General features: G+C 41.2%; 20 protein-coding genes. 7 read left to right on the top strand and 13 right to left on the bottom strand.

What is annotated here, in order from left to right:
• Positions 1-88 precede the first annotated feature (88 nt).
• Positions 89-487 (bottom strand): 8-oxo-dGTP diphosphatase MutT, encoded by a 399-nt coding sequence (gene mutT / locus QMA00_RS11590; protein WP_076923115.1) that lies wholly within the window; start codon positions 485-487, stop codon positions 89-91.
• A 70-nt stretch (positions 488-557) separates the two neighbouring features.
• On the bottom strand, positions 558-3,266 hold the full coding sequence (gene secA / locus QMA00_RS11585) for a preprotein translocase subunit SecA (protein WP_013463887.1): 2,709 nt from the start codon (positions 3,264-3,266) through the stop codon (positions 558-560).
• A 618-nt stretch (positions 3,267-3,884) separates the two neighbouring features.
• Between secA and QMA00_RS11580 the strand changes: the two genes are divergently transcribed.
• The gene (locus QMA00_RS11580; protein ID WP_076923114.1) at positions 3,885-4,655 is read left to right on the top strand and encodes an NADP-binding protein; all 771 of its coding nucleotides are present in this window, start codon (positions 3,885-3,887) and stop codon (positions 4,653-4,655) included.
• Here QMA00_RS11580 and hutH read toward each other — a convergent pair.
• The 3 genes from hutH to hutC are packed head-to-tail and all read right to left on the bottom strand — an operon-like array spanning position 4,652 to position 8,611.
• Positions 4,652-6,184: a histidine ammonia-lyase gene (hutH, locus tag QMA00_RS11575; protein ID WP_076923113.1), complete on the bottom strand. Its 1,533-nt coding sequence runs from the start codon at positions 6,182-6,184 to the stop codon at positions 4,652-4,654. The genes QMA00_RS11580 and hutH overlap by 4 nt on opposite strands.
• A complete protein-coding gene (gene hutU, locus QMA00_RS11570) occupies positions 6,181-7,860 on the bottom strand; it encodes a urocanate hydratase (RefSeq protein ID WP_290157306.1) in 1,680 nt (559 codons plus the stop codon). The genes hutH and hutU overlap by 4 nt, the downstream gene beginning before the upstream one ends.
• Before the next feature lie 22 nt (positions 7,861-7,882).
• Positions 7,883-8,611 carry a histidine utilization repressor gene (gene hutC, locus QMA00_RS11565; protein ID WP_028834481.1) on the bottom strand — a complete coding sequence of 243 codons (729 nt, stop codon included), beginning with the start codon at positions 8,609-8,611 and terminating at the stop codon, positions 7,883-7,885.
• Between the two features lie 110 nt (positions 8,612-8,721).
• Here hutC and hutI point away from each other — a divergent pair, with 110 nt between their 5' ends.
• Positions 8,722-9,969 carry an imidazolonepropionase gene (gene hutI / locus QMA00_RS11560; protein ID WP_076923111.1) on the top strand — a complete coding sequence of 416 codons (1,248 nt, stop codon included), beginning with the start codon at positions 8,722-8,724 and terminating at the stop codon, positions 9,967-9,969.
• 59 nt (positions 9,970-10,028) lie between these two features.
• Complete coding sequence (locus QMA00_RS11555) at positions 10,029-11,753, top strand: GGDEF domain-containing phosphodiesterase (RefSeq protein WP_076923110.1); 1,725 nt, start codon at positions 10,029-10,031, stop codon at positions 11,751-11,753.
• Here QMA00_RS11555 and QMA00_RS11550 read toward each other — a convergent pair whose 3' ends face one another.
• Both QMA00_RS11550 and rraA read right to left on the bottom strand, forming a co-directional pair.
• A complete protein-coding gene (locus QMA00_RS11550; RefSeq protein WP_013463896.1) occupies positions 11,754-12,803 on the bottom strand; it encodes a formimidoylglutamase in 1,050 nt (349 codons plus the stop codon).
• Between the two features lies 1 nt (position 12,804).
• Positions 12,805-13,302, bottom strand: a complete 498-nt coding sequence (gene rraA, locus QMA00_RS11545; protein WP_008115004.1) for a ribonuclease E activity regulator RraA — start codon at positions 13,300-13,302, stop codon at positions 12,805-12,807.
• Positions 13,303-13,722: 420 nt separating this feature from the next.
• On the opposite strand from rraA, the gene QMA00_RS11540 reads away from it, so the two are divergent.
• Positions 13,723-15,603 (top strand): methyl-accepting chemotaxis protein, encoded by a 1,881-nt coding sequence (locus QMA00_RS11540; protein ID WP_008115005.1) that lies wholly within the window; start codon positions 13,723-13,725, stop codon positions 15,601-15,603.
• 269 nt (positions 15,604-15,872) lie between these two features.
• Here QMA00_RS11540 and QMA00_RS11535 read toward each other — a convergent pair whose 3' ends face one another.
• From QMA00_RS11535 to priA, 5 genes are all read right to left on the bottom strand, one after another.
• Positions 15,873-16,247: a gamma-butyrobetaine hydroxylase-like domain-containing protein gene (locus tag QMA00_RS11535; protein ID WP_008115008.1), complete on the bottom strand. Its 375-nt coding sequence runs from the start codon at positions 16,245-16,247 to the stop codon at positions 15,873-15,875.
• A 65-nt stretch (positions 16,248-16,312) separates the two neighbouring features.
• Positions 16,313-17,641, bottom strand: coding sequence for an HslU--HslV peptidase ATPase subunit (gene hslU / locus QMA00_RS11530; protein ID WP_013463899.1), 1,329 nt, complete (start codon positions 17,639-17,641; stop codon positions 16,313-16,315).
• A 12-nt stretch (positions 17,642-17,653) separates the two neighbouring features.
• A complete protein-coding gene (gene hslV, locus QMA00_RS11525) occupies positions 17,654-18,172 on the bottom strand; it encodes an ATP-dependent protease subunit HslV (protein WP_008115012.1) in 519 nt (172 codons plus the stop codon).
• Positions 18,173-18,252: 80 nt separating this feature from the next.
• Positions 18,253-18,780 (bottom strand): SPOR domain-containing protein, encoded by a 528-nt coding sequence (locus QMA00_RS11520; protein WP_008115014.1) that lies wholly within the window; start codon positions 18,778-18,780, stop codon positions 18,253-18,255.
• Between the two features lie 20 nt (positions 18,781-18,800).
• Positions 18,801-20,984, bottom strand: coding sequence for a primosomal protein N' (gene priA / locus QMA00_RS11515; protein WP_008115016.1), 2,184 nt, complete (start codon positions 20,982-20,984; stop codon positions 18,801-18,803).
• A 230-nt stretch (positions 20,985-21,214) separates the two neighbouring features.
• Here priA and rpmE point away from each other — a divergent pair, with 230 nt between their 5' ends.
• The gene (gene rpmE / locus QMA00_RS11510) at positions 21,215-21,430 is read left to right on the top strand and encodes a 50S ribosomal protein L31 (RefSeq protein ID WP_008115018.1); all 216 of its coding nucleotides are present in this window, start codon (positions 21,215-21,217) and stop codon (positions 21,428-21,430) included.
• 523 nt (positions 21,431-21,953) lie between these two features.
• A complete protein-coding gene (locus QMA00_RS11505; RefSeq protein WP_008115020.1) occupies positions 21,954-23,195 on the top strand; it encodes a malic enzyme-like NAD(P)-binding protein in 1,242 nt (413 codons plus the stop codon).
• Between the two features lie 68 nt (positions 23,196-23,263).
• On the opposite strand, the gene metJ is transcribed toward QMA00_RS11505, so the two are convergent.
• The gene (gene metJ, locus QMA00_RS11500) at positions 23,264-23,584 is read right to left on the bottom strand and encodes a met regulon transcriptional regulator MetJ (RefSeq protein ID WP_008115021.1); all 321 of its coding nucleotides are present in this window, start codon (positions 23,582-23,584) and stop codon (positions 23,264-23,266) included.
• A 198-nt stretch (positions 23,585-23,782) separates the two neighbouring features.
• On the opposite strand from metJ, the gene metB reads away from it, so the two are divergent.
• Positions 23,783-25,030 carry a cystathionine gamma-synthase gene (gene metB / locus QMA00_RS11495; RefSeq protein WP_008115023.1) on the top strand — a complete coding sequence of 416 codons (1,248 nt, stop codon included), beginning with the start codon at positions 23,783-23,785 and terminating at the stop codon, positions 25,028-25,030.
• The last annotated feature ends 8 nt before the right edge of the window (positions 25,031-25,038 follow it).

Genomic DNA, 25,038 nt, shown 5'->3' with positions numbered 1-25,038 from the left:
TATGGGGAATAACCACACCACATAGGCTCTGCCTTGCCTAAATACCAAACAGACTACTGCAAATTTAACCTTGAAAGATCAACAGACCCTAGTTATATTTCGTTTTTATGGCGCTGATTATCTCAACATTAGCAGCAGGAAAATCATAGTTATCAAGTTCGTCAATGCCTACCCATTCGCTTGGTTGCCCTTCTGCGCCATGAGCTTGACCGTTAAAGTTACTGACCACATGCACATTAAGTCGTACGCATTTATCGCCATAGTCATGCTCTATAGTGATAAGTTCGCTTGAACTATGAATAGTCAGTCCTACTTCTTCTAGCAGTTCACGTTTTAGGGCTTGAAACACACTTTCTCCGGCTTCAACTTTGCCACCAGGAAACTCCCATAACCCACCTTGATGTTGCTCATCTGCACGTTTACAAATAAACACATTGTTATTTTTTTTAATTACACCCACAGCAACATTGATAATTACTTTAGTCATTACCTCTCCCTTAAATAGCATAAAAAAAGCGACGCAAGCGTCGCTTTTTATCTAACGTAACAAAGTGGTGTTATTTTAATTTACCACAACATTGTTTGTATTTTTGACCTGAACCACATGGACATGGATCGTTACGGCCAACTTTTGGCTCGCTACGCGCCATAACCTGAGCGCTTTGCGGTGCTTCACCACCTACGTGTTCTGCTTCTTCATGTTGATATTCGCGAGGGGCATTTTCACTTTTACGGTGTTGCTCTTCTACTTTTTCAACATCTTCTTCAGCGCGAACTTGCACTTTACTTAAAATACCGACCACATCGACTTTTAAGTTTTCTAGCATTTCAGAGAATAACTCAAACGACTCACGTTTGTATTCTTGCTTAGGATTCTTTTGTGCGTAACCACGTAAGTGAATACCTTGGCGTAAGTGATCCATTGCAGCAAGGTGGTCTTTCCAATGTTGGTCAAGACTTTGAAGCATAATGGCTTTTTCAAACTGACGAAGTACAGAATCGCCGACCATTTCTTCTTTTTGCTTGTAAGCTTGTTCAACCGCTTCTTCAATACGCTCACGCAGTTTTTCTTCGTACAGTTTATTGTCATCAGCTAACCACTGAGTAATTGGTAACTCGATTAAGAAGTCTTGTTTTAAGCGTTCTTCAAGTCCTGGTATATCCCACATTTCAGCCAAGCTTTGTGGAGCAATGTATTGATCAATCACACCAGCGAGCACATCACCACGGATAGCAGTAATCGTTTCTGAAATATCACCTTCTTCAAGCAATTCGTTACGTTGTGAGTAAACAACACGACGTTGATCGTTTGCTACATCATCGTACTCAAGTAGCTGTTTACGCACATCAAAGTTACGTGCTTCTACTTTACGCTGAGCGTTTTCGATTGCGCGGTTAACCCATGGATGTTCAATCGCTTCACCGCGTTGCATACCTAGTTTACGCATCATATTAGTCATGCGCTCACCAGCAAAAATACGCATTAACGCATCGTCCATCGATAGGTAGAAACGGCTTGAACCGGCATCACCTTGACGGCCAGAACGACCACGTAATTGGTTATCAATACGACGTGATTCATGACGCTCAGTACCAATAATGTGTAAGCCGCCAGCATCAATTACCGCATCATGGCGAATTTTCCATGCGGCTTTTATTTCAGCAATTTGTTCGTCAGTTGGGTTCTCAAGTTTTTCAACTTCGCTGTTCCAATTACCACCAAGTACAATATCGGTACCACGACCGGCCATGTTGGTGGCAATGGTGACTGTGCCCGGTAAGCCCGCATCAGAAACAATGTCTGCTTCTTGTGCGTGGAATTTAGCATTAAGTACGTTGTGCTTAATTTTTTCTTTGCGTAAAAACTGCGATAAGTACTCAGAGCTTTCAATTGAGATAGTACCTACAAGTACCGGCTGACCACGTTCTTGACAGTCTTTAATGTCTGCTAAAATCGCTTCGTACTTTTCTTCTTGCGTTAAGTAAACTAAATCAGCGCGATCATCGCGGATCATTGGTTTATTGGTTGGCATAACCACAGTGTCTAAACCGTAGATAGACTGAAACTCAAACGCTTCTGTGTCGGCTGTGCCTGTCATACCTGCTAGCGTTTCGTACAAGCGGAAGTAATTTTGGAACGTAATAGAGGCTAATGTTTGGTTCTCGTTTTGAATTTTCACACCTTCTTTTGCCTCTACAGCTTGGTGTAAACCTTCTGACCAACGACGTCCTTCCATAGAGCGACCTGTGTGCTCATCGATAATGATGACTTCGTTTTCTTTAATAACGTAGTCAACATCTTTTTGGTAAAGCTTGTGCGCACGAAGAGCTGCATAAACGTGACTAAGTAGCGTGATGCTCGCTGCTGAGTACAGTGAATCACCTTCTTCAATTAAGCCGCGCTCTGTAAGTAGCTCTTCAACTTTTATTTGCCCACGCTCAGTTAGATGAACTTGCTTAGATTTTTCATCGATAGTGAAATCGCCATCGCCTTCAATCCCTTCCTCATCTTCTTTTTCTTGTAGTTCAAGTAAAGGAACAATGGTATTTATTTCAGTGTATAGCTCAGAGCTATCTTCAGCGGGACCAGAAATAATCAGTGGCGTACGTGCTTCATCAATAAGGATTGAATCCACTTCATCCACTACAGCATAAAATAATGGGCGTTGTACGCGCTCATCAATACTAAATGCCATGTTGTCACGCAGGTAATCAAAACCAAATTCGTTATTGGTACCGTAAGTGATGTCAGCTGCATAAGCTTGTTTTTTCTGTTGTGGCATCATGCCCGGAACATTACAGCCTACGGTTAACCCTAAAAATTCAAATAATGGGCGATTGGTTTCAGCATCACGTTTGGCCAAGTAGTCATTCACGGTAATGACATGAACACCTTTACCTGTTAAACCATTTAAATAAGCCGGCAGTGTCGCTGTGAGTGTTTTACCTTCACCGGTACGCATTTCTGCGATACGACCTTGGTGTAAAACCATACCACCTAATAACTGCACGTCGAAATGACGCATACCGTTTACACGCTTTGATGCTTCACGCACCACTGCAAATGCTTCTGGTAGAATATCACCTAAGCTTTGTCCGTTATCGTAACGCTCTCTAAACTCGGCTGTTTTAGCTTTTAAATCTTCATCTGAAAGCGCTTCTAGCTGCGTTTCAAGTGCATTGATCAGTGCGACCGTCTTTCTTAGGTTTTTAATAGTGCGGTCATTGCGACTACCAAAAATCTTGGTAAATAAATTAGATATCATGATAAAACCGTTACAATGTGTTTTTTGCTAGCCGTGCATCGGCTAACCCATTTTTTACAATTGATAATTAATGTATTCTTTAAATTAACCTTTAGGACACATTAATTAGCAATTTTGTATTAAGCTGCTTAAAAAGCACTGTTTATTACCTGCGCTACTATACCAGACTCTGCTAAACATCAAACTACCTCAATAAAAAGATCTTCATTTAAAACAGGAAAATGAGATCTCGCTCATAAAAATAGCGTTATGTAACGAAACTTGATTAAAACTGCAGATAAACAGACCCTTAAGATATGGTGCTGAATAAATTAAAAACAAGAGCGAAGCGCTTAAATTTCACCCTTAAATGCCTTGTTTGTCGCTATCGTTTTTTAATCCTTAAATTGAGCAATAATTTTATTAATTAATCTCGGTAGGTCACTTAAGTCATGCGGTTTATCGGCAGATGTGTATGCACGGAAGCTTTATCATTAAGAGGTTGTTAATCGTAAAAAAGGTGTATGTTAATATCTTCTGCAACCAGCGTTTGCTAATATTATTTTTAGTCGCATAAAGTTAATTATATTTTTTATCGCTATAAAACGCGATGATTGAGTTTTAATAAGGGTAAATAAAGTGCAAACCAACAAAGATAATTTAGTCGTTCTTGGCGCTGGCTGGCTTGGCCAAGCCTTATGTATTGATGCACAAAAACAAGGCTGGCAAGTGCAGGGAACTCATCGAAGTGACACTCATCAATTTGATTTTGAACGTCAGTTTGTTTTACAAAACGGCGAGTTGCAGCACCAAGTGGATTTACAAAATGCGTATTGGGTCTGTGCAATCCCGCCTCGCAGTCGAGATAGCGAAAGTGATTATCCGCAAGTGCTTGAGCAGGCGTTAAAGCTGGCAACTGAGCTTAATTGCAAAGGCTTTTTATTGTGCTCATCGACTGGGGTATATGATCAAGAACCTGGCGTTTATAGTGAAAGCAGCGATATATCAGGCACTAACGAGCGACAAATAAAGCTGTATGACGCCGAAGAGCAAGTGCTTGAACAGCAAGGTAAAGTGCTTCGCTTAGCTGGATTGTTAGGGCCAAATAGAGAGCCTGGTCGTTTTGTGGCGGGTAAAGAACTCAATACTTCTAGTAAGCAAGTAGTGAATATGGTGCATCAACAAGATGTGATCAATGCTATTTATGCGGTCCTTAATAACTGGTCGCAAGGACAGAGCATTTATAATGTGGTGAACCCAGCGCACCCGAGCAAAGAAGATTATTATGCACAAAAGTGTGAGCTGTATGGCACACAAATGCCAAGCTTTAGTAGTAATGAGGTCGCTGAGCGCAAAGTTATTGGCTCAGCGATAGAAGCACTGGGTTTTAGTTATCAGTATGGTATTTAATAAGAAGGTAAGGGGGAGTGGCTTATGAAGTCACACAACTTACCTTCACTTAGTAGCGTGTTGGCCGCTTCAATATCGGGAGCAAAATACCGGTCTTTGTCGTAATAGCTAACATGTTGGCGTAGCAGTGCTTTGGCACTTTCTACTTTATCACACGCGCGTAGTGGCGCTCTAAACTCAAGCCCTTGGGCAGCACTGAGCCATTCTATGGCCAGTACGCCTTGCGTATTATTAGCCATATCAACCAGTCGTCGTGCTGCAAACGTTGCCATAGAAACATGGTCTTCCTGATTTGCTGAAGTCGGTAAGCTATCTACCGAGGCAGGGTGTGCTAAGGATTTGTTTTCAGAGGCGAGAGCAGCTGCGGTGACTTGAGCAATCATAAATCCTGAATTTACCCCACCGTTTTTTACTAAAAATGGCGGTAATTTAGATAAATTAGAGTCAATCAATAGAGCAATACGTCGCTCAGCTAAGGCGCCAATTTCAGCAACAGCAATCGCCAGGTTATCAGCGGCCATAGCAACGGGCTCAGCATGAAAGTTTCCGCCTGAAATAATATCCCCTATATCGGCAAATACGAGAGGGTTATCGGTTACCCCGTTTGATTCACAAAGTAATACTTCGGCGGCTTGGCGTATTTGGGTTAAGCATGCACCAAGTACTTGAGGTTGGCAACGCAGGCAATAAGGGTCTTGTACTTTTTCACAATTAATATGTGAGTCACTAATTTGTGAGTGCGTATCGAGTAATTCTCTAAATACATGCGCGGTATCAATTTGTCCTTGTTGACCACGAACCTCATGAATACGAGCATCAAATGGTGCGCGACTGCCCATGGCCGCTTCTATACTGATAGAGCCAATTACACAGCTTTGTGCGTACAAGTCTTCGGCTCTAAATAATCCCTGAAGTGCAAATGCAGTAGAGGCTTGCGTGCCATTTAATAAGGCTAAGCCTTCTTTTGCAGCTAATGTTAGTGGCTCAAGCCCTGCAATGTTGAGTCCTTGTGCAGCACTTATCAGCTCACCTTGGTAACGCATTTGCCCTTCACCTAATAAAGGCAAACACATATGCGCAAGCGGTGCTAAATCGCCCGATGCGCCCACTGAGCCCTTTTTAGGCACGCAAGGGTAAACTTCACTTTTAAGCAGCTGCATAAAAAACTCAAGCACAGCTAAGCGAATGCCAGAATAACCGCGCGATAAGGAGTTTATTTTTAGCGTGATCATCAACCTAACGGTGCTGTCATCCATTAACTCACCAATACCTGCGGCGTGTGAAAGCACGATACTGCGTTGTAATAGTTCGAGTTCATCGTCAGCGATTTTAGTATTGGCCAATAACCCAAAGCCAGTATTAATACCATATACAGTGCGATGTTCGTTTATCACGTTTTGTACTGTTTGGGCACTGGCTGCTATTTGCGCCTGTGCATCATTGGCCAGAGTTAAGTGTATGGCTGATTTGTTAATTTTTCTTAGCGTGTTTAAGTCAAGCTGACCCGGTTTGAGTGTATATGAAATCATGACTTATCCTCATTAAGGATTGGTAAGTCTAGCTGCTGCTGTTGCGCACAGTTTTTTGCAATTTCATAACCCGCATCAGCATGGCGCATTACACCGGTGGCGGGATCGTTCCATAATACTCGAGCAAGACGCTGCTCTGCTTCATCAGTGCCATCGGCAACAATCACTACGCCTGAGTGCTGGCTAAACCCCATACCTACACCACCGCCATGATGAAGCGATACCCAAGTAGCACCGCCTGCGGTATTAAGCAGAGCATTTAATAGTGGCCAGTCGGAGACCGCGTCGGAGCCATCTTTCATACTTTCAGTTTCACGGTTAGGACTGGCAACTGAACCTGAGTCGAGATGATCTCGTCCAATAACTACCGGCGCTTTAAGTTCACCGCTTTTAACCATATCGTTAAAGGCAACAGCAAGGCGCGCTCTATCTTTTAAACCGACCCAACAAATACGTGCAGGCAAGCCTTGAAATTGAATTCGCTCACGCGCCATATCAAGCCAATTATGCAGGTGTTTATCATCTGGAATGAGCTCTTTTACTTTTGCATCGGTTTTATAAATATCTTCAGGATCGCCAGATAGCGCTACCCACCTAAATGGACCAATACCTTCACAAAATAATGGACGAATATACGCAGGCACAAACCCAGGGAAATCAAATGCATTACTCACGCCTTCTTCTAGGGCCATTTGACGAATATTATTGCCATAGTCGGTTGTTGCTGCGCCCGCTTTTTGTAGTGCCAGCATCGCCTTTACTTGGACTGCCATTGACTGTTTAGCCGCTTTTACAACTGCTTGTGGGTTATCGATTCGCATTTTAGCTGCGTATTCCATACTCCAATCTTGTGGCAGGTAACCGTTAAGTGGATCATGAGCTGAGGTTTGATCGGTAACTATATCGGGGGTCACCTCACTTTTTACTAAGGTACTAAACACATCGGCGGCGTTACCTAGTAAACCCACAGAAAGCGCTTCACCTTTTATGCAAGCATCTGTTATTAATTTTAGTGCATGCTCAAGATCTGTGGCTTTTACATCGACATATCCTGTTTTTATCCGAAAATCGATACGGCTTTCATCACATTCCACCACCAAGGCACTAAAGCCTGCCATGGTAGCCGCTAATGGTTGTGCGCCCCCCATACCTCCAAGGCCACCCGTTAATACCCACTTACCTTTAGCATTACCAGCAAAATGCTGTTTTGCCATAGCCACAAACGTTTCGTAAGTGCCTTGCACTATGCCTTGAGAGCCAATGTAAATCCAAGACCCTGCGGTCATTTGGCCATACATCATCAAGCCTTTTTTATCTAGCTCGTTAAAGTGCTCCCAGTTTGCCCAGTGCGGTACTAGGTTAGAATTTGCAATTAATACCCGTGGTGCATTGCTATGAGTTTTAAATACACCCACAGGTTTGCCTGATTGCACTAATAAGGTTTCGTCATTTTCAAGGCGTTCAAGTGTAGCAATTATTTTGTCATAACTTGGCCAATCACGTGCAGCACGGCCAATACCACCATAAACCACCAGAGCTTGAGGGTGCTCTGCAACATCAGGGTCTAAATTATTCATTAGCATGCGTTTAGCCGCTTCGGTTTGCCAGCTTTTGGTGGTTATTTTATTGCCATGTTGCGCGCGTATTTCGCGTTGTGTGTCCAGTCGATGATTCATTGTTCACTCCTGTTAAATAGTATTAAGCGTTATGCGCTTTATTATTATTTTTAAATGTTAATTGTCCGCCCAAGCGGTACTTACTACCCGGCGATATAAGTCGTGCAAAGCTTACAATCCCGTTAACCGACCAAGTGCGGCGTATTACTTGTAAGCATGGCTCTTCGTTATATAGGTTAAGCCATTGGCACATTTCACTGCTTGGTGTAATAGCCTCTACCGTGTGCCTTGCTTGTGTTAAAGGGGCAACCGTTGATAGGTATTCGTGTGGGGTAAGAGCGGTAAAATTTTGTTGTAAATAATCCTTGGCAAGTAACGGGTTTACAAAGCGTTCTTCAACTTGCAAGGGACTGTCATTTTCGTTATGAATAATGACACTTCTATACACCACACTATCTACCTCAACACCTAAAGCAATAGCAATTGGCGCCACGGCATTGATTGATTCCAGCACCTGTACTGTGCAGCTGTAGTTTCCGTTTCGCTCTTTGACTTCATGTGCAATGTTTTTTATTTCGAGTAATGATGACTGCGACTTAAAGCTTGCGACAAAAGTACCTAGCCCTTGGCTACGGGTTAAAATGCCTGTATCAGTTAGCTCACTTAACGCTCGACGTGCGGTCATTCTGCTTACCGCAAACTGCTTTGCCAGTTCATTTTCTGAGGGCACGCGTTGGTTTTCAAGCCAAAGCCCACTGCGTATTTTGTCCACAATAAACTGTTTTATTTGTGTAAATTTAGGTGTTGGCATAAACGCTTTTGGTGTATTAAAAATAAACAATACTTAATAAGATGGCATAATTACCTTGTATATACAAGATGTGTTGTTAAACTCATTTGAACATTATCGCGGAGAAACTTATGCAAGCCACAGAGTCTACAGACCAGTTAAATGATATCGATTTATTGCTCACAGATGCCAACATTGCGACCATGGATAGCAATATTGATGCGCCTTATGGGGCGATAGAAAATGCGGCGCTAGCTATTAAAAATGGCAAAATAGTGTGGCTAGGTAAACAAGCTGATTTACCTAATTTTGATGTGTTAGCCACTCCGATATTAAGTGTAAAAGGGCAATGGTTAACCCCAGGCTTAATTGATTGCCATACACATTTAGTGTTTGCCGGTTCTCGTGCGCAAGAGTTTGAGCAGCGTTTGCAGGGCGTGAGCTATCAGCAAATAGCCGTGCAGGGAGGGGGAATAGCAAGTACAGTTAAAGCAACCCGAGAGGCTGACCACGAACAGTTATTTGTAGCAGCAAAAGAGCGTTTAAATGCATTGTTAGCTGAAGGGGTGACGACGGTTGAAATTAAGTCAGGGTATGGGCTTGATATAGACAATGAGAAAAAAATATTGGAGGTGGCTAGGCTGTTAAATCAACATCACCCCATTGAAGTAGTTAACACCTTTTTAGGGGCACATGCGCTACCTTTGGAGTTTAAAAACCGCAGTGATGATTACATAGATTTGGTATGCAATGAAATGCTAAGCACGCTTGTTGAAAATGACCTAGTAGATGCAGTTGACGTATTTTGTGAAGACATTGGCTTTAGCTACGCACAAACTCAACGCGTATTTGATGCAGCTAAAAAACAGGGTTTGGCAATCAAGTGTCATGCCGAGCAATTATCAAATCAACACGGTGCAGCGCTGGTAGCACAATACAATGGCCTGTCGGCTGATCATTTAGAATACCTTGATGAAGCAGGCGTTAAAGCTATGGCAAACGCAGGCACTGTGGCGGTATTACTGCCTGGGGCTTTTTATTTTTTAAAAGAAACGAAATACCCACCAATTGAGCTGTTAAATAAATACAAAGTACCCATTGCGATCGCCAGTGACTTTAATCCCGGCACATCACCCTTGTGTTCGTTGCAATTAATGATGAATATGGCCTGCACCTTATTTAATTTCACCCCAGAGCAGGCATTAACTGGCGTAACAGCACATGCGGCTCGTGCTTTAGGTTTTACTGATAGAGGGGTATTAAAAGTTGGCGCTCGCGCAGATATCGCTCATTGGCAAATTGACCATCCTGCACAATTAAGTTATCAGTTTGGGGTAAATGAACTGTTAAATCTATGGATATTGGGTAAACTTAGTTAGTTTGTATAAAATTAACTCTTAAACCTATGTTTTATTTAATGTCAGTGAGTACGTCAGCTATGGATGGAACGTTATTGAGCTACAGCAATTTAGCTATTTTTTTAAGTGGTGCACTTTTAATGGCAATGGTTGCCACACTATTAACCGTTAAAAGTAACGTAATGAGACTCAGCTTTTTATGTACTGGGCTCATTGGCTTAGCTATGGTCAGTAGTGCAATACCTTGGCTCGCTATTTTACTAGCGCTAGGTTTTGGTTTTAATTTATATCAAGCGAAATTACAAAAGCAAAAAAAACCATTTCTTATCAGTGCCTGTGCAAGCGCATTACTTGCTTTATTGTTAATAGGGTATCTCTTTTTTACGCTGCATTTAGCGTGGTTGCTCATGGCTATTTTACTGCTCTCAGTCAGTGGTTTTTTAGCTGATAATGAGCCTAAAGCTACTACGCCTTTAAAGCCACAAACCGAGCCTGAGGTGTATGTTGAAAACTCACCCTTAGCCAGCTTTCCCGATAAACAACAGTTACGTCAAAAGTATAATGAGCTTACCAATGAAGGTTCATTCAGAGCCGCACTTACTGTATTAAGGCTAGAGGGGTTTGCGCAGGTAAATCAGCATATTGGACGAGATTTTGGTGACTTATTGTTGTCGCAGTCGGCAAATCGAATAAAAGACTTACTAGGCAGTGATGAAGTGTTGTTCCTTGCTCCGCACGCTAAATTAGCGCATTTAGGCGGGTTAAATTTTGCGTTTATTTGTGATCTACAAAGCTATAATCATTTACATCAACAGCTTATCAAGCAAATTATTTGCGCTACATTAAAGCCCTTTAACGTGGCTAATTGCACTATTGAAGTAAAGGTAAGAGCCAGTTATGTTCATTGCGATCAACAAAGTACGAGCTTTGATGATTTAATTAGCCATGCGTATTTGGCACTTGATAGTCAGCCAAGCAAACAAATAGTGGCTTATCATCAACAAATGACGGTTGAGCATTTAGAGCAACAAGCGCGATTAACAGAGCTTGCGAATATCAGCTTTGCTGATGAGTTTGAGCTGTTTTTTCAACCCGTTATTCGTAACGGTGATGGCCAAATTGAATTTTTAGAATTGTTATTACGTTGGCAACACCCCACGCAAGGCACCTTATCGGCAAGCCGATTTATAAATGATATTAGAATTGCAGGGCTTGGTTATTCACTGGCTACCTTTGTTATAGAGCGTGCTGGCGAATTAGCCATGGCACTTCGTATGGAAGGGATGTCGGTACCTTTGAGTGTTAATTTATTTGGCCCAGAAATGCTCAATGAAGAGTTTGTTGATTTTGTTTACGGAGTCATTGGTGAGCATCAACTAAGGCCAGGCGATTTAATTATTGAATGTCCGCTTCATGTTTTTACCAGTCTAGATGATAAAGGCAGAGCCATGATCGCAAGGCTTAACAGTTTAGGTTTAAAAGTATGCGTTGATGGCTTGGGAGATAACCCCGTATTATTGTCTAAATTACCAAGTTTAGCGGTGGAGTATATTAAGGTATCTCCTGCCTTAACTGCTGACTTTAGTAATCAAAATAATATACGCAGCTTAGTAAGCGGTATGGTGGAAATGCATAATCAGCAACAAACAAAAGTGATTTTTGAAGGTGTTGAAACACTGGACCAACTTAAATTTGTGAAAAGTTTGAAAGCTTATGCCTCACAAGGCTACTACTTTGGACACCCTTTAAGTAGCTTAGGGTTAATGAGTTGGTTTAAACAGTGGTTACAGGCACAAGAAGACTAATTAGATTTTTTGCTTTGTTTGGAGGTAGGTATTTACTAAGGCGCTGATTACTTGACCACATTGTAATTTACCCGCAGCAAGAGAGTGAGGATGTTGCGACGGTGCTGCTTCGCATAAATGTAAATAAGCACTGTGATGATTACTTGCAGCTAAATAAACATAATGCTCGCCATCGCTAACATCAAAACCGCAATAATTAAATGCACTTGCAGGCATGTTGGTTAGGCTATCTAAATCAACTTCTATTCCTAACGGTGCGTTATCAAATGCGTTTAGTGCATTGTTAGTTGCCTCCGTTAAACTTATTTCTCGCCTAACATTAATCGCTTGATAGCTGGTGAAACTAAATTTTGCACTTTGCATCGCATTAAAAATTTGTTGATTATTTTTAAGCTCATGTAAGCCAATTACATGGTAACTGTTAAGGTGCTGCTCTTGATAGGCGTAATGAAAACCATTGCCACTGTGTCTGCCTTCACACTCTCTAAAGTCGGCATGGGGGTCTAAATTAATGGCGTTAATTGCGCTGTTTTTATATTTTGCAAGCGAGCGAATAATACCTAAGCAGTTATTATGTCCGCCACCAATAATGATGGGTTCAAGACCGGCTTTAAAAATCATGCTTAAAATTGCTTCAACCCGCACATCAATCTCAGCGCACAACTGACGTAATTGGTCTAAATCGAGAGGATTTTGGTTATCAAGCGGGTGTGCTTGTTCCATTAAGTCATCGAGGTTTACTTCGCCAAGGAGTAACACTTTTTGCATGGCAATAGCGTGATTGTGAGGTTGGTTTAAAAAGTGTTGTAAAAAAGCGGGCCAAGCATGCTGTGCTCCGCCTTTACCTAAATTGGCTCTAGGTCCAATGTCTTCGCAAACGCCCAGTAAAACAAAGCGCATACCAAATTGTGCAGCATCAGTAAGCGCTTGTTGTATATTAACGTTTGCGTCAAGTAATGCCATTGACTGCCACGCTTTTTGTTCACCTGCACGGTTAGAACAAATGCGCTTGAGTGTGCTTTCGTTATATACTTTAAGGTGTGCTGTCACGCTACAGTTCTATTATTTCTAGCTCTAATTCTTCAGCAGAAAGTACAATACCTGTACTGTCGGCATAAACAAAATCATCATCGAAAAATGATACACCCGCAAAGTTAACGCCTATGCCGCTTTCACCCGCGCCTTCACTGTCAGCTGCAACCGGAATTGATCCAATGGCTTGAATTCCTAAATCCAGTTCTTCAAGTTCATCAACATGGCGCAGTGCACCATATACAATAATACCTTGCCAATTGTTTTCAAGTGCCAGCTCAGCCAGTTCAATATCAATTAAGGCTCTACGAGTGGAGCCTCCACCATCAATAAGTAAAATCTGATCTGTACCATCTTGAGAAAGCAATTGACGGATCAGTTCATTATTTTCAAAACATTTTACCGTTTTAATGCGGCCACCAAAACTGTGTCGACCACCAAAGTTGATGAACATAGGTTCAAGCACGTCAACCACATCAGCGAAATGGTCACATAAATCAGAAGTGCTGTAATCCATTATTTTATCCTCAAAAGATACATAAGTTAGTAACTTAGTATACCCTCCTTATATTCAATAACAACGACTTAATTGCAGTAAATTTAGCCAGAAATAGAACTAAATCAATAACACGACTCATAATTTTTTAATAAAATTGTCATCTTTATAAATAAATATTTTTAAAGCTATGGACTGAGCGTTTATAAGTGCGAGAGATTTAAGTTCTGATTGGCGAGACTGTTAAAATTAAACAATACTGTGGATGATTATATTGTCCATTTGTATAAAGGGAGTTTGTTAATGGTTAAATTTTACTGGTAGCCCTTTTTTATGGTTTTTAATGATAGGCATTATTGTTTATTTCATGTAACAAAATTACGTTAAGACAAGAAAGCATCACGTTATACTGAACTGGCAAATTTAATATAGGTATTTACAATGAACTTTTTACAGAATCTAACGATTAAACGTCGTTTACAATTTAACGCATTAATCGTTGGCTTAGCCATGATTGTTATGCTGTGCATCATCATTTATGAAGCACGTATTATGCTTAAATTAAATGAAACTATTCAGTACGCTGAAGAGCTAGATGTGCATGAGCTTTCGATGCGTAAATACGAAAAAGACTTTTTGTTTTACAAAGATGAGTCTAGTTTAGAGCTATTTGCACAAGAATATAAAAAACTACAATTTAAACTAGAAAAGCTATCTGTTTTATCTGCAGATTTAAATATTGCTACGACTCAGGTCAATCAATTTTCTACGTTAGCCCAACAGTACTATGACGACTTTCAAAATGTTGTAAAACTACAGCGTAAAATCGGGTTGCACCCAAAAGACGCTTTATATGGCGAGCTGCGAGAAGCAGTTCATAAAATAGAAACATTGCTTAGTGAGCAAAATAATTACCAATTACTCACCACTATGCTACAGCTGCGTCGAGCTGAAAAAGATTTTATGCTACGTTTAGATACCAAGTATTTAGATCGATTTAATAAATTAGCAAGCGAGTTAAAACAACAAGTAAATGCTGCAGAGCTACCCAATAATACACGTAATCAATTAGCCTCCTTAATGACCAACTACCAAAATAAATTTACTGCATTGGTAGAGGCGCAGGTGGAATTAGGCGTCGATTTAAATTCGGGTGCCCTAGGGAAAATGAGAATAAGTGTTAAGAAAAGTGATGAAGTGGTTACTTTGATCACTAATGCGACTAAAGAGCAAGTAGCTGAAACGGCGCAGCAGGCGCAATTATTAGCAATAGTCATTTTTATAATTGCAAGTATTATCGTTATGCTGCTTGTGTACTTAACCAGTCGTTCAATTATCCAACCTATAGAAAAAGTTTATCAAGCAATAGGTAAGATCAGACAAAGCAATGACTTAAGCTTGTTTATAGAGCATAAAGGGAAAGATGAAGTAACGAGGATGACCATAGACTTTAATAGTTTAATTAGTGACTTTAAAGATCTCATCTATGAAGTAAATACGGCTCTAACAACGCTTAATATAGCAACAGGGAATCTATCTGAAACAACCTCAGCGACTAGCTCCGGTATGCAAGAGCAATTACATGAAGCGGATATGGTAGCAACCGCTGCTACAGAAATGCAGGCAACGATTCAAGATATTTCACACAATACTGAAGCCGCCGCTAAAAAAGCTGAATCGACCAATGTAAGCGCCCAGCAAGGTCAGGTTGAAGTAGAGTCAACTATTAAGCATATTAATGCCTTATCTGATTCACTTGGTAAAGCTTCCAGCGTGGTGTCTCAGCTAGAAAAAGATGGTGAAACCATAGGTTCTGTACTTGATGTGATACGTGCGATTGCAGAGCAAACTAATTTACTTGCTTTAAATGCTGCCATTGAAGCGGCGAGAGCGGGTGAACAAGGTCGTGGCTTTGCGGTTGTTGCAGATGAAGTGCGCTCACTTGCACAGCGTACGCAGGAGTCAACCAGCGAAATAGAAGGCATTATTAACACCCTACAACAGCGTACTCAAGAAGTTGTGAGTATCATGCACCAATGTCGTACTCAAGGTGGCGAAAGTGCTACACAAGCAACAAAAGCGGGTGAGCTGCTAGGATCAATTACCATTGATGTGCAAACTATTATGGAAATGAGTACACATATTGCTACCGCTATTGATGAGCAAAGTCAGGTGGCTTCTGAGGTAAATAAAAACGTGGTCCGTATTCGAGATATTGCCGAGGGGGCTGCGGCTCACTCACAAACTAATGCGCAAACCAGTGAAGAGGTCTCTGAGCAAGCAAGGGTACTTCATCAAGCAATTTCAAAATATAAGGTTTAACTACTAACAGAAAAAAGTGGCTTAATTGCCGCTTTTTTCTCATTCACAGAGTATAAGTTCAGACTAAATAACCTGAACTCTGGTTAAGAGACTTACTAACATATTGAATCAAAATGATATTTATTTTTATTTTCTCAAGCTAGAGATTTTTAGTGAAAACAAGGCGAAATTACGCGTCAATAGCTAGCCTATTGCAAGTAAATTCAACGCAGTTAGCGCTGAAAATAGCTGCTTGAGATGGATTTATTATCCGGAGTTCAGGTTAAATACTAGGGGACAAACTTTATGGGTACGCTGTCTTTGTTGTTTTCATGTTGTTTAACACGCTCTAAATACGTATCCCATAAGCTTGTTTGTTCAGCTTGTAACTTAGCAAAATATTGCCAGCTGAACAGCCCGCTGTTATGGCCATCGTCAAACTCTAAACGTAACGCGTAATGCCCTACCGGCGTAATGGTTTTAATACCCACTGCTTGTTTATTTAGTACTAACTTCATAGGCTCAGATCCATGGCCTTGAACCTCTGCTGAGGGAGAGTGTACCCGTAAAAACTCAGCGCTAAATATAACTTCAGAGTTATCATCAAAATAAACATCTAAATTTTTACTCACACTATGATAGTGCACTTTTGTAACTTGTTTCATCGTCATCTCGCTTACAAAAAAGCCTCCATATTGGAGGCTTTTAGTATAACTGTTTGTGTTTTCAATTAAAGAATAAAACGACTTAAGTCTTCATCTTCAACTAGCGCACCTAAGTGTTTTTCAACGTAGGCGGCATCGATAACAAGACTTGAACCCGCTTTTTCAGAAGCATCATATGAAATCTCTTCCATTAGCCTTTCCATAACTGTATGAAGGCGACGCGCACCGATATTTTCGGTTTTTTCGTTTACTTGCCATGCTGCCTTAGCAATACGCTCAATTGCGTCGTCGCTAAATTCAATAGCGACTTGCTCTGTTTTGAGTAGCTCGCGTTGTTGCTCAGTAAGTGACGCGTGTGGCTCCGTTAGTATACGTTTAAAGTCATCGGCTGTGAGTGCTTCAAGTTCAACACGAATAGGTAAACGGCCTTGTAACTCAGGGATCATGTCTGATGGTTTAGACATTTGGAATGCGCCTGAGGCAATAAACAACATGTGGTCAGTTTTTACCATGCCGTGCTTGGTATTAACGGTAGAGCCTTCAATAAGCGGAAGTAAATCACGTTGTACACCTTCACGACTTACATCTGGGCCTGAGGCTTCACCACGTTTACAAATTTTATCTATTTCATCAATAAACACAATGCCGTTTTGCTCTACTGCAAAAATGGCCTGTTCTTTTAATTCTTCAGGATTAACCAGTTTACCGGCTTCTTCTTCAGTAAGTAACTTAAACGCTTCTTTAATTTTAAGCTTACGCTTAGTGCGTTTATCACCACCCATGTTTTGAAACATTCCCTGTAACTGGTTGGTCATTTCTTCCATACCAGGAGGAGCCATAATTTCAATATTAGGTTGAGCTTGGGCTAAATCAATATCAATTTCTTTGTCATCTAATTGGCCTTCGCGTAACTTTTTACGAAACGATTGGCGTGTCGATGAATTTTCATCGCGCTGAACTTCACCGTATTGATCTTTCGCTGGAGGCAGTAATACATCTAAAATACGTTCTTCAGCCGCTTCTTCAGCGCGATGTTTGAACTTTTTAGTTTGTTGCTCTCGTGTCATTTTAATTGAAACATCAACTAAATCACGGATGATAGTTTCAACTTCTTTACCGACATAACCTACTTCTGTAAATTTAGTAGCTTCAACTTTAATAAAAGGTGCGTTGGCAAGCTTTGCTAAACGACGAGCAATCTCAGTTTTACCTACACCCGTAGGGCCAATCATTAAGATATTTTTTGGCGTTACTTCTGCGCGTAAGTCTTCGTTTAACTGCATACGGCGCCAGCGATTACGAAGGGCAATAGCAACCGCTTTTTTCGCTTTAGCTTGGCCAATAATATGTTGGTCTAGCTCATGAACAATTTCTCTTGGGGTCATATCAGACATAGCGAGTTCCTATTACAATTCTTCGATAGTTTGGAAGTTATTCGTAAATACACAGATGTTGCCAGCAATTGTTAGACTTTTCTCTACAATTTCACGAGCACTTAAGTCGGTATTTTCTAATAAGGCGGTTGCAGCTGATTGCGCAAAGTTACCGCCGCTGCCAATTGCGATTAGGTCGTTTTCTGGTTGCACCACGTCACCGTTGCCGGTGATAATTAGCGAAGCTGTTTCATCAGCAACAGCAAGTAAAGCTTCAAGTTTACGCAGGGCACGATCGCTACGCCAATCTTTAGCCATTTCTACAGCAGCTTTAGTGAGGTTACCTTGGTGCATTTCTAATTTGCTTTCAAAACGTTCGAAAAGAGTAAAGGCATCAGCAGTGCCGCCAGCAAACCCAGCGATAACTTTGCCATTATAAAGGCGTCGAACTTTTCGGGCATTGCCCTTCATTACTGTGTTACCAAGAGATACTTGGCCGTCACCACCAATAACAACTTTGTCATCACGGCGTACACTTACGATTGTAGTCATGTTATTCCTCATCATCGCGCTGCAAGGGGCAGCGCGTAAAAAACGATTATGAAGAGGTTATATGGGTGAATGGTTTAAATTCAAGTCCAGCCCCAAATTCCGCAGCCGACAATATTAATTCGTTTAAGTTTGTTCTTGTCACTTTCTGCATGACGCTTGGTTTCATAAGGCCCTAAACGCACTTTGTACCAAATACCATTGCTGCCTGTGGTTTTTTTGATTTCTGAAATTAATCCTGCAAAGGCTATTTTAGCTTTTAAGGTTTCAGCTTGCTGATGGGTTCTAAATGAACCACATTGCATGACATAAGGGCCTTTTTGTTCAAGTTCTTTTACTTCAACCTGAATCTCATGCTCTTTAATTTCTTTAATAAATTTAGGTGGCCGCGGTTTAGCTATTTCTACTTGTTTTTCGGGTGTTGGATTTGCTTGCTTTTCAACAAGCTCTGGATCGGCATTGTTTTTAACAAACCAGAGTCCGTATGCAAAACCACCGATTAGTAACAAGGCAATAATGATTAACAAAAACGGGAAGGGTTTTTTAGCCGGCTCTTGTTTAGTGTTTTTTCTATTTTTTGGTTTTTTATTAATATAATCGTGCTGTGCCATGGTGTTATATGTGGCCTTACCTAAATCATGTCTGTAGGGTCTACGTCTAAACTCCAGCGAACTTTTTGTGCAAGTTTGCTAGTGCTGAGATAATCAACCATTTGCGCGAGATACTGATGTAGTATGCGTCGATCTTGCGCTTGAATATGTAATTGAAAACGATACATTCCCGCAATTTTTTCTAAAGGCGCGGGGATCGGTCCGAGCAATTGTATACCAGATACCCCATTGACAGGAACCAAATCCGTTAGAAAGTCGACGACTTGCTTTATGTTATGCCCTTGTGCGCGAACAATTGCCATACTCGTAATAGGTGGCAACTGTGCATCACTTCGCTCAGTGAGTGCAAAGCGGGCAAAATCTTGATAGCCATTATTAACTAAGTCTTGTAATAACGGGTGCTCAGGAAAGTGCGTTTGTAATAATACTTCACCGGGTTCGCCAGAACGTCCCGCGCGTCCTGCAACTTGTGTTACTAATTGTGCTAAATGCTCAGTAGCCCTAAAGTCACACGAATACAAACCACTATCGACATCTAAAATAAGTACTAAGCTAACATCAGCAAAATGGTGACCTTTTGCCAGCATTTGCGTACCAACTAAAATACGTGCGCCGCCTTGGTTTATTTCATCCAGTGCTTTTTCAAGGCTACCTTTACGCCGAGTTGAGTCACGGTCGATACGGCTGATCGGGGTGTCTGCAAATTCACTACTTAAAAACTCTTCTATTTGCTCGGTGCCCTTGCCGTTAGGAAATATTTGCGTACTACCACAGTCAGGGCATTGATGCGGTACATGATATTGATCGCCACAATGGTGGCAAATCATTTGGCCTATTGCCTTATGAAAAGTCGCACTGGTGCTGCAGCGGTTACATTCACTCAACCAACCACATTCATGACAAATCAAAGTTGGAGAAAACCCACGGCGATTTAAAAATACCATCACCTGCTTTCCTCTATTCAGGTGCTGGCGCATTATCGCTAGGCTCGCATGCGCAATACCGGCTCTATCAGGCTGACCTTTCATGTCGAGCAGCTTAAACTGATTATCGGTGGCGGTTTGTGCGCGCTCACTTAATGTAAGCAACTGGTATTTGTTATTAATAGCTTTATGCAGTGTTTCTAGTGCTGGCGTAGCGCTACCCAAAATAAGTGGAATTTGATGCTGATAGGCACGATACGCAGCTAAATCACGGGCATGATAGCGTAAAGTGTCTTGTTGTTTAAATGAGGCATCATGCTCCTCATCAACCACAATCATCCCAAGCTTTAAAAATGGCAGAAAAATACTCGAACGGGTGCCTATAACAATGGCACAACTGCCTTTTTCGCAAAAACGCCATGTTTGTAGACGTTCGTTATCGGTTAATGCCGAGTGCCATAACATAATAGGGGTGTCAGGAAAGCGACGTCTAAAACGATTGACCGTTTGAGGCGTTAGCCCTATTTCAGGAACGAGCACTAACGCCTGTTCGCCACGTTTTAATACTTCTTCTAGGCATTGCAGGTAAACTTCGGTTTTTCCGCTGCCAGTGACACCTTCTAGCAAAAAGCTAGTAAACCCCGTACTTTGATTAATTGCAGTGCAGGCAATGGCTTGCTCTTTATTTAAACGGGGTTTGCTGCCAACCGTTGGCGAGGTATGTTGCCATTGATTGTCGTGCTCAATGGTTTGAACTATTAGCTCTTTATCTAAAAGGGTATCAATGGTTTTTTTATTAAACCCGAGGGCTTTGAGTTCGGTTAATGATGATTTACCGGATGCTGATAATTGCTTAAGCAAATTAAGCTGTGTTTTAGCTTTTAAAGACGGTAAAAGTGCCCCCTTTTCGCTTAATGTCACCATGTTTATACTGGTTTTATCAGGGCACTCACCTTGGCGCAGTGCACTGGGCAATGCAATATGAATAGTTTCACCGAGTGGATAGCAATAATAACGCGCTGTAAATTTCAGTAGCTCTAAATGCTGCGCAGATAACACCGGTGAGTCGTCAATAACTTCAATAATAGATTTTATTTTGCCTTCGGGGACTGCTGTTTCCGCTTTTAAGCTAAGAATAACCGCTACTTTACGTTGATTGCCAAAAGGGACTAACACGCGCATACCAGGCTGTAATTGAGTCAGCGGTACTAATTGCTCATCCACTTTATAATCAAAGGTGCGAGGCAAGGGGACTTTTATTGCAACTTCAGCAAAACGCATAACAACTCAACCAATTAACGTAATGGTTTAATGTACTAAAAATAGCATTAAAAGCCTACCGACAAATCAGTAATGAATAGGTGTTTGCCGACTTTTTAGCAAAAAGGGTAATTAAAGCTTGTGTGTGTGTGGGTTGTTGGATAAAATTCGCGACCAATAAATTTGTTTTAACGACGTATGGTGCCAGACTTCGGGTTTGGAGAGCGATGCGGCCTTAACTAGAGGTTCCTATGAAAGAAGGTATTCACCCTAAGTACGAAGTAATTTCTGCAACTTGTTCATGCGGAAACAAATTCGAAACTCGTTCTACTCTGTGTAAAGACATTCACTTAGACGTATGTTCTGCGTGTCACCCGTTTTACACTGGTAAGCAAAAGATTTTAGACACTGGCGGCCGTGTTGATCGCTTCAACAAGCGCTTCGGTGCACTTAGCAGCAAAAAATAATTTTTTGTTTCTATGTAAAAAAAGCACCTTAGGGTGCTTTTTTTGTGGCCAAAATTTACTTTCCTACCTGCTTTCTTAGCAATTTTGTATTTATTTTTTTTGCATAACTATTTCCTGTTCTTATTCTGAGTATGCATAAACATTTGCAGACAAAACAGCCAATATTCTCTATATTTTTATTTGTTAAACTTTAAAGATGGTACTCAAATGCAGGTAACGTGAGGTTATTTGTGTTTAAAGTTAAATAAAATTCGGTATTTCACTATTTTAATTTAAGACTAAAAAATACGCTTTATAAAAATAGAATAAGGGCAAAAAGTACCTGTGTTTTTCATTTTTATGACGAATTTATATTTTAAAAATGTCAGGATAATCTAGGGAAGTTGCTGATAAATAACTTAAAATTAACAGTTCTAGCATATAACAGGATAGACCTGATATTGCTTGGAATTTAAAAATAATAAAGGTATCGTAGATTAAACTACCTCTCACTTTAACTTAAATTGCAGGATATAATCGCGTTATGTCAGATTTTCGTGAACAAGCACTACATTACCATGCCCATCCCGTTCCAGGTAAAATCAGTATTGAGCTGACCAAGCCCGCTGAGACGGTTAAAGACCTCGCGCTCGCATACAGCCCCGGTGTCGCAGAACCTGTTCGTGAAATTGCCGCTGATCCAGCAAATGCCTACAAATATACTGGTAAAGGAAATATGGTTGCGGTTATTACTAACGGCACTGCAATTTTAGGCTTAGGTAATTTAGGTCCACTGGCTTCAAAACCCGTTATGGAAGGTAAAGCGCTACTATTTAAGCGTTTTGCAGGGTTAGACTCTATAGATATTGAAGTTAAGCACCGTACTACCGAAGACTTTATTAACACGGTGGCTAATATTGCCGACACCTTTGGTGGAATTAATTTAGAAGATATTAAAGCGCCCGAGTGTTTTGAAATAGAAAAAGCGCTTATAGAGCGTTGTAGCATTCCTGTTTTTCATGATGATCAGCATGGTACGGCTATTGTAACGGCTGCGGGTATGCTAAACGCGCTGGAAGTACAGGGCAAAGCAATTGAAGATGCAATTATTGTATGTTTAGGTGCCGGCGCTGCAGCTGTTGCCTGTATGGAGCTTTTAATTAAATGTGGCGCGTTGCGTGAACATATTTATATGTTAGATCGCAAAGGAGTTATTCATACGCGTCGTGATGACTTGAATGAATATAAGCAATTATTTGCAAACAATACCGATAAACGTACTTTACAAGATGTAATTGAAGATGCCGATGTGTTTGTGGGTGTATCGGGCCCTAATTTATTAGCCCCTGAAGATTTAAAATTAATGGCTGATAGACCCGTGGTATTTGCTTGTTCAAACCCCGATCCTGAAATCGATCCGCAATTAGCACACGCTGCACGTAACGATTTAATTATGGCTACAGGTCGCTCTGATTATCCGAATCAAGTTAATAACGTATTGTGTTTTCCGTTTATTTTCCGTGGTGCGTTAGATGTACGTGCCAGTGAAATAAACGACGAGATGAAAATTGCTGCTGTAGAAGCAATCCGCAGTATTGCTAAAGAGCCCGTACCGGCTGAAGTGCTTACTGCCGCAGGCATCGACAAATTAGAGTTTGGTGCTAAATATATTATACCAAAACCAATGGATCCACGTTTGTTACCACGTATAGCTAAAGCGGTTGCGCAGGCGGCGGTTGATTCAGGTGTGGCACTAATTGATATGCCAGAAAACTACATGGCGTAATTGTTAAGTGTAAATTAGCGCAAAAAAAACCTCAGCATTTGCTGAGGTTTTTTTGTATAAAGACCCTTCTAGTCTTCATTTAAAATAGGCACTTCTAGTCCCATTTCTTGCATTATTTTCTTCACTTCTTCAGGTACTTTTTCTGCGTTATCTTTACGCAAATCATCATCATTAGGCAGCGGTTGCCCGGTAAACGCATGCAAAAACGCTTCGCATAAAAGCTCGCTATTTGTTGCATGACGTAAGTTGTTTATTTGACGACGAGTACGTTCATCAGTTAATACTTTTAATACATTTAGCGGGATCGAAACGGTGATCTTCTTTACTTGTTCGGATTTTTTCCCGTGTTCTGCGTATGGGTGAATATATTCACCATTCCATTTAGCCATAAGATGTATCGTTGCCTCAGATTATAAATTGCTCACACAGCATCAAAGCGTGTAAATATGCGTGAAATTCTATCGGTTTAAAAAAGATAGTCAAATACTAGTTATTTAGCTATCTAGACATTTAAATGTTTTGACATCTTAAATTGCATGCGCTACCTTTTAGACGTCTAAACATCCAAATTAGTAAAGGTAGCGAAAATGAGTGAAAAAAATAAGGCAACAATTGCTGTTCGTAGTGGAATAGAAGCCGACAAACAGCATGGTGCGGTTGTTCCACCGCTTTATTTATCAACAACTTACTCATTTGCTGACTTTGATACAAAGCGCCAATATGATTATGGCCGCAGTGGTAACCCTAATCGTGACATTTTGGCTGAGGCGCTCACGGAGCTTGAAGGTGGCGCTAAAGGCATTATTACCGCAACAGGCATGGCAGCCGTTCACCTAACAACACAATTACTTAATAGTGACGATACGTTAGTGATCCCTCATGACTGTTATGGGGGCAGCTATCGCTTATTTACTTCGCTAGAAAAGCGCGGCTTATTAAAACTAGAAGTGGTCGATTTTACCAAAAGCGACAGTCTGACACGCATCCTTGCTATTAAACCTAAGCTGATTTGGATTGAAACACCTAGCAATCCTATTTTACGCTTAACAGATATTAAAGCGGTAACTGATACAGCTAAACAGTGTGGTGCACTGGTTGCCGCCGACAACACATTTTTATCGCCAGCATTACAAAACCCGATTAAGTTTGGCGCTGATATTGTGGTGCACTCAACCACAAAATATATCAATGGCCATTCAGACGTTGTTGGTGGCGCGGTTATCGCAGCGACTGCTGAGTTAGGTGAAGAGTTAGCGTGGTGGGCAAATAACATTGGCATCACCGGCGCGCCATTTGATAGCTATTTAACGCTCAGAGGCTTACGTACTTTAAACGTGCGTTTAAGGCAACACCAAGAAAATGCACTCGCCATTGCACAGTATTTAGAACGCTCCCAGTTTGTTGCCCAAGTTTACTACCCAGGTCTTGAATCACACCCTCAACATGCGCTAGCTAAGGCGCAGCAGCTTGGCTTTGGTGCTATGGTTAGCTTTGATATAAAAGGCGATATAAACGATGCTGCAGCGTTTTTAACGCGTTTAAATGAATTTAGCTTAGCGGAATCATTAGGTGGAGTAGAAAGTTTGATTTGTCACCCTGCGACTATGACCCACGCCGGTATGGACGCAACCGCGCGTGCAGAAGCCGGAGTAGGCGACACGCTTATTCGTATCTCGGTGGGTATTGAAGATGTAAATGATTTACTCGCTGACTTAGACAGGGTATTTAATTTGGTGCGCCTAGGGCAAGCCAATCTCGGCCTATCGGCAAAAAGTGGTGCTAGTGAATCATTTGGTTCAGCAAAGTTAAACGCGGCGCATCCGGCGTTATGGTAGTGCATACC

The sequence above is a fragment of the Pseudoalteromonas sp. APC 3694 genome (assembly GCF_030407565.1).
GTDB classification, from domain to species: Bacteria; Pseudomonadota; Gammaproteobacteria; order Enterobacterales; family Alteromonadaceae; genus Pseudoalteromonas; species Pseudoalteromonas tetraodonis.
This window is presented reverse-complemented; position numbering and strand designations above follow the sequence as displayed.

Bases quoted from the DNA above. Each gene is read 5' to 3' on its own strand.
- mutT (WP_076923115.1), bottom strand. From the start codon at position 487: ATGACTAAAGTAATTATCAATGTTGCTGTGGGTGTAATTAAAAAAAAT.
- QMA00_RS11505 (WP_008115020.1), top strand. From the start codon at position 21,954: ATGTCAGATTTTCGTGAACAAGCACTACATTACCATGCCCATCCCGTT.
- hutU (WP_290157306.1), bottom strand. From the start codon at position 7,860: ATGAATCATCGACTGGACACACAACGCGAAATACGCGCGCAACATGGC.
- secA (WP_013463887.1), bottom strand. From the start codon at position 3,266: ATGATATCTAATTTATTTACCAAGATTTTTGGTAGTCGCAATGACCGC.
- hutI (WP_076923111.1), top strand. From the start codon at position 8,722: ATGCAAGCCACAGAGTCTACAGACCAGTTAAATGATATCGATTTATTG.
- priA (WP_008115016.1), bottom strand. From the start codon at position 20,984: ATGCGTTTTGCTGAAGTTGCAATAAAAGTCCCCTTGCCTCGCACCTTT.
- hutC (WP_028834481.1), bottom strand. From the start codon at position 8,611: ATGCCAACACCTAAATTTACACAAATAAAACAGTTTATTGTGGACAAA.
- metB (WP_008115023.1), top strand. From the start codon at position 23,783: ATGAGTGAAAAAAATAAGGCAACAATTGCTGTTCGTAGTGGAATAGAA.
- rpmE (WP_008115018.1), top strand. From the start codon at position 21,215: ATGAAAGAAGGTATTCACCCTAAGTACGAAGTAATTTCTGCAACTTGT.
- QMA00_RS11555 (WP_076923110.1), top strand. From the start codon at position 10,029: ATGGATGGAACGTTATTGAGCTACAGCAATTTAGCTATTTTTTTAAGT.
- QMA00_RS11540 (WP_008115005.1), top strand. From the start codon at position 13,723: ATGAACTTTTTACAGAATCTAACGATTAAACGTCGTTTACAATTTAAC.
- metJ (WP_008115021.1), bottom strand. From the start codon at position 23,584: ATGGCTAAATGGAATGGTGAATATATTCACCCATACGCAGAACACGGG.
- hslV (WP_008115012.1), bottom strand. From the start codon at position 18,172: ATGACTACAATCGTAAGTGTACGCCGTGATGACAAAGTTGTTATTGGT.
- rraA (WP_008115004.1), bottom strand. From the start codon at position 13,302: ATGGATTACAGCACTTCTGATTTATGTGACCATTTCGCTGATGTGGTT.
- QMA00_RS11520 (WP_008115014.1), bottom strand. From the start codon at position 18,780: ATGGCACAGCACGATTATATTAATAAAAAACCAAAAAATAGAAAAAAC.
- QMA00_RS11535 (WP_008115008.1), bottom strand. From the start codon at position 16,247: ATGAAACAAGTTACAAAAGTGCACTATCATAGTGTGAGTAAAAATTTA.
- hslU (WP_013463899.1), bottom strand. From the start codon at position 17,641: ATGTCTGATATGACCCCAAGAGAAATTGTTCATGAGCTAGACCAACAT.
- hutH (WP_076923113.1), bottom strand. From the start codon at position 6,184: ATGATTTCATATACACTCAAACCGGGTCAGCTTGACTTAAACACGCTA.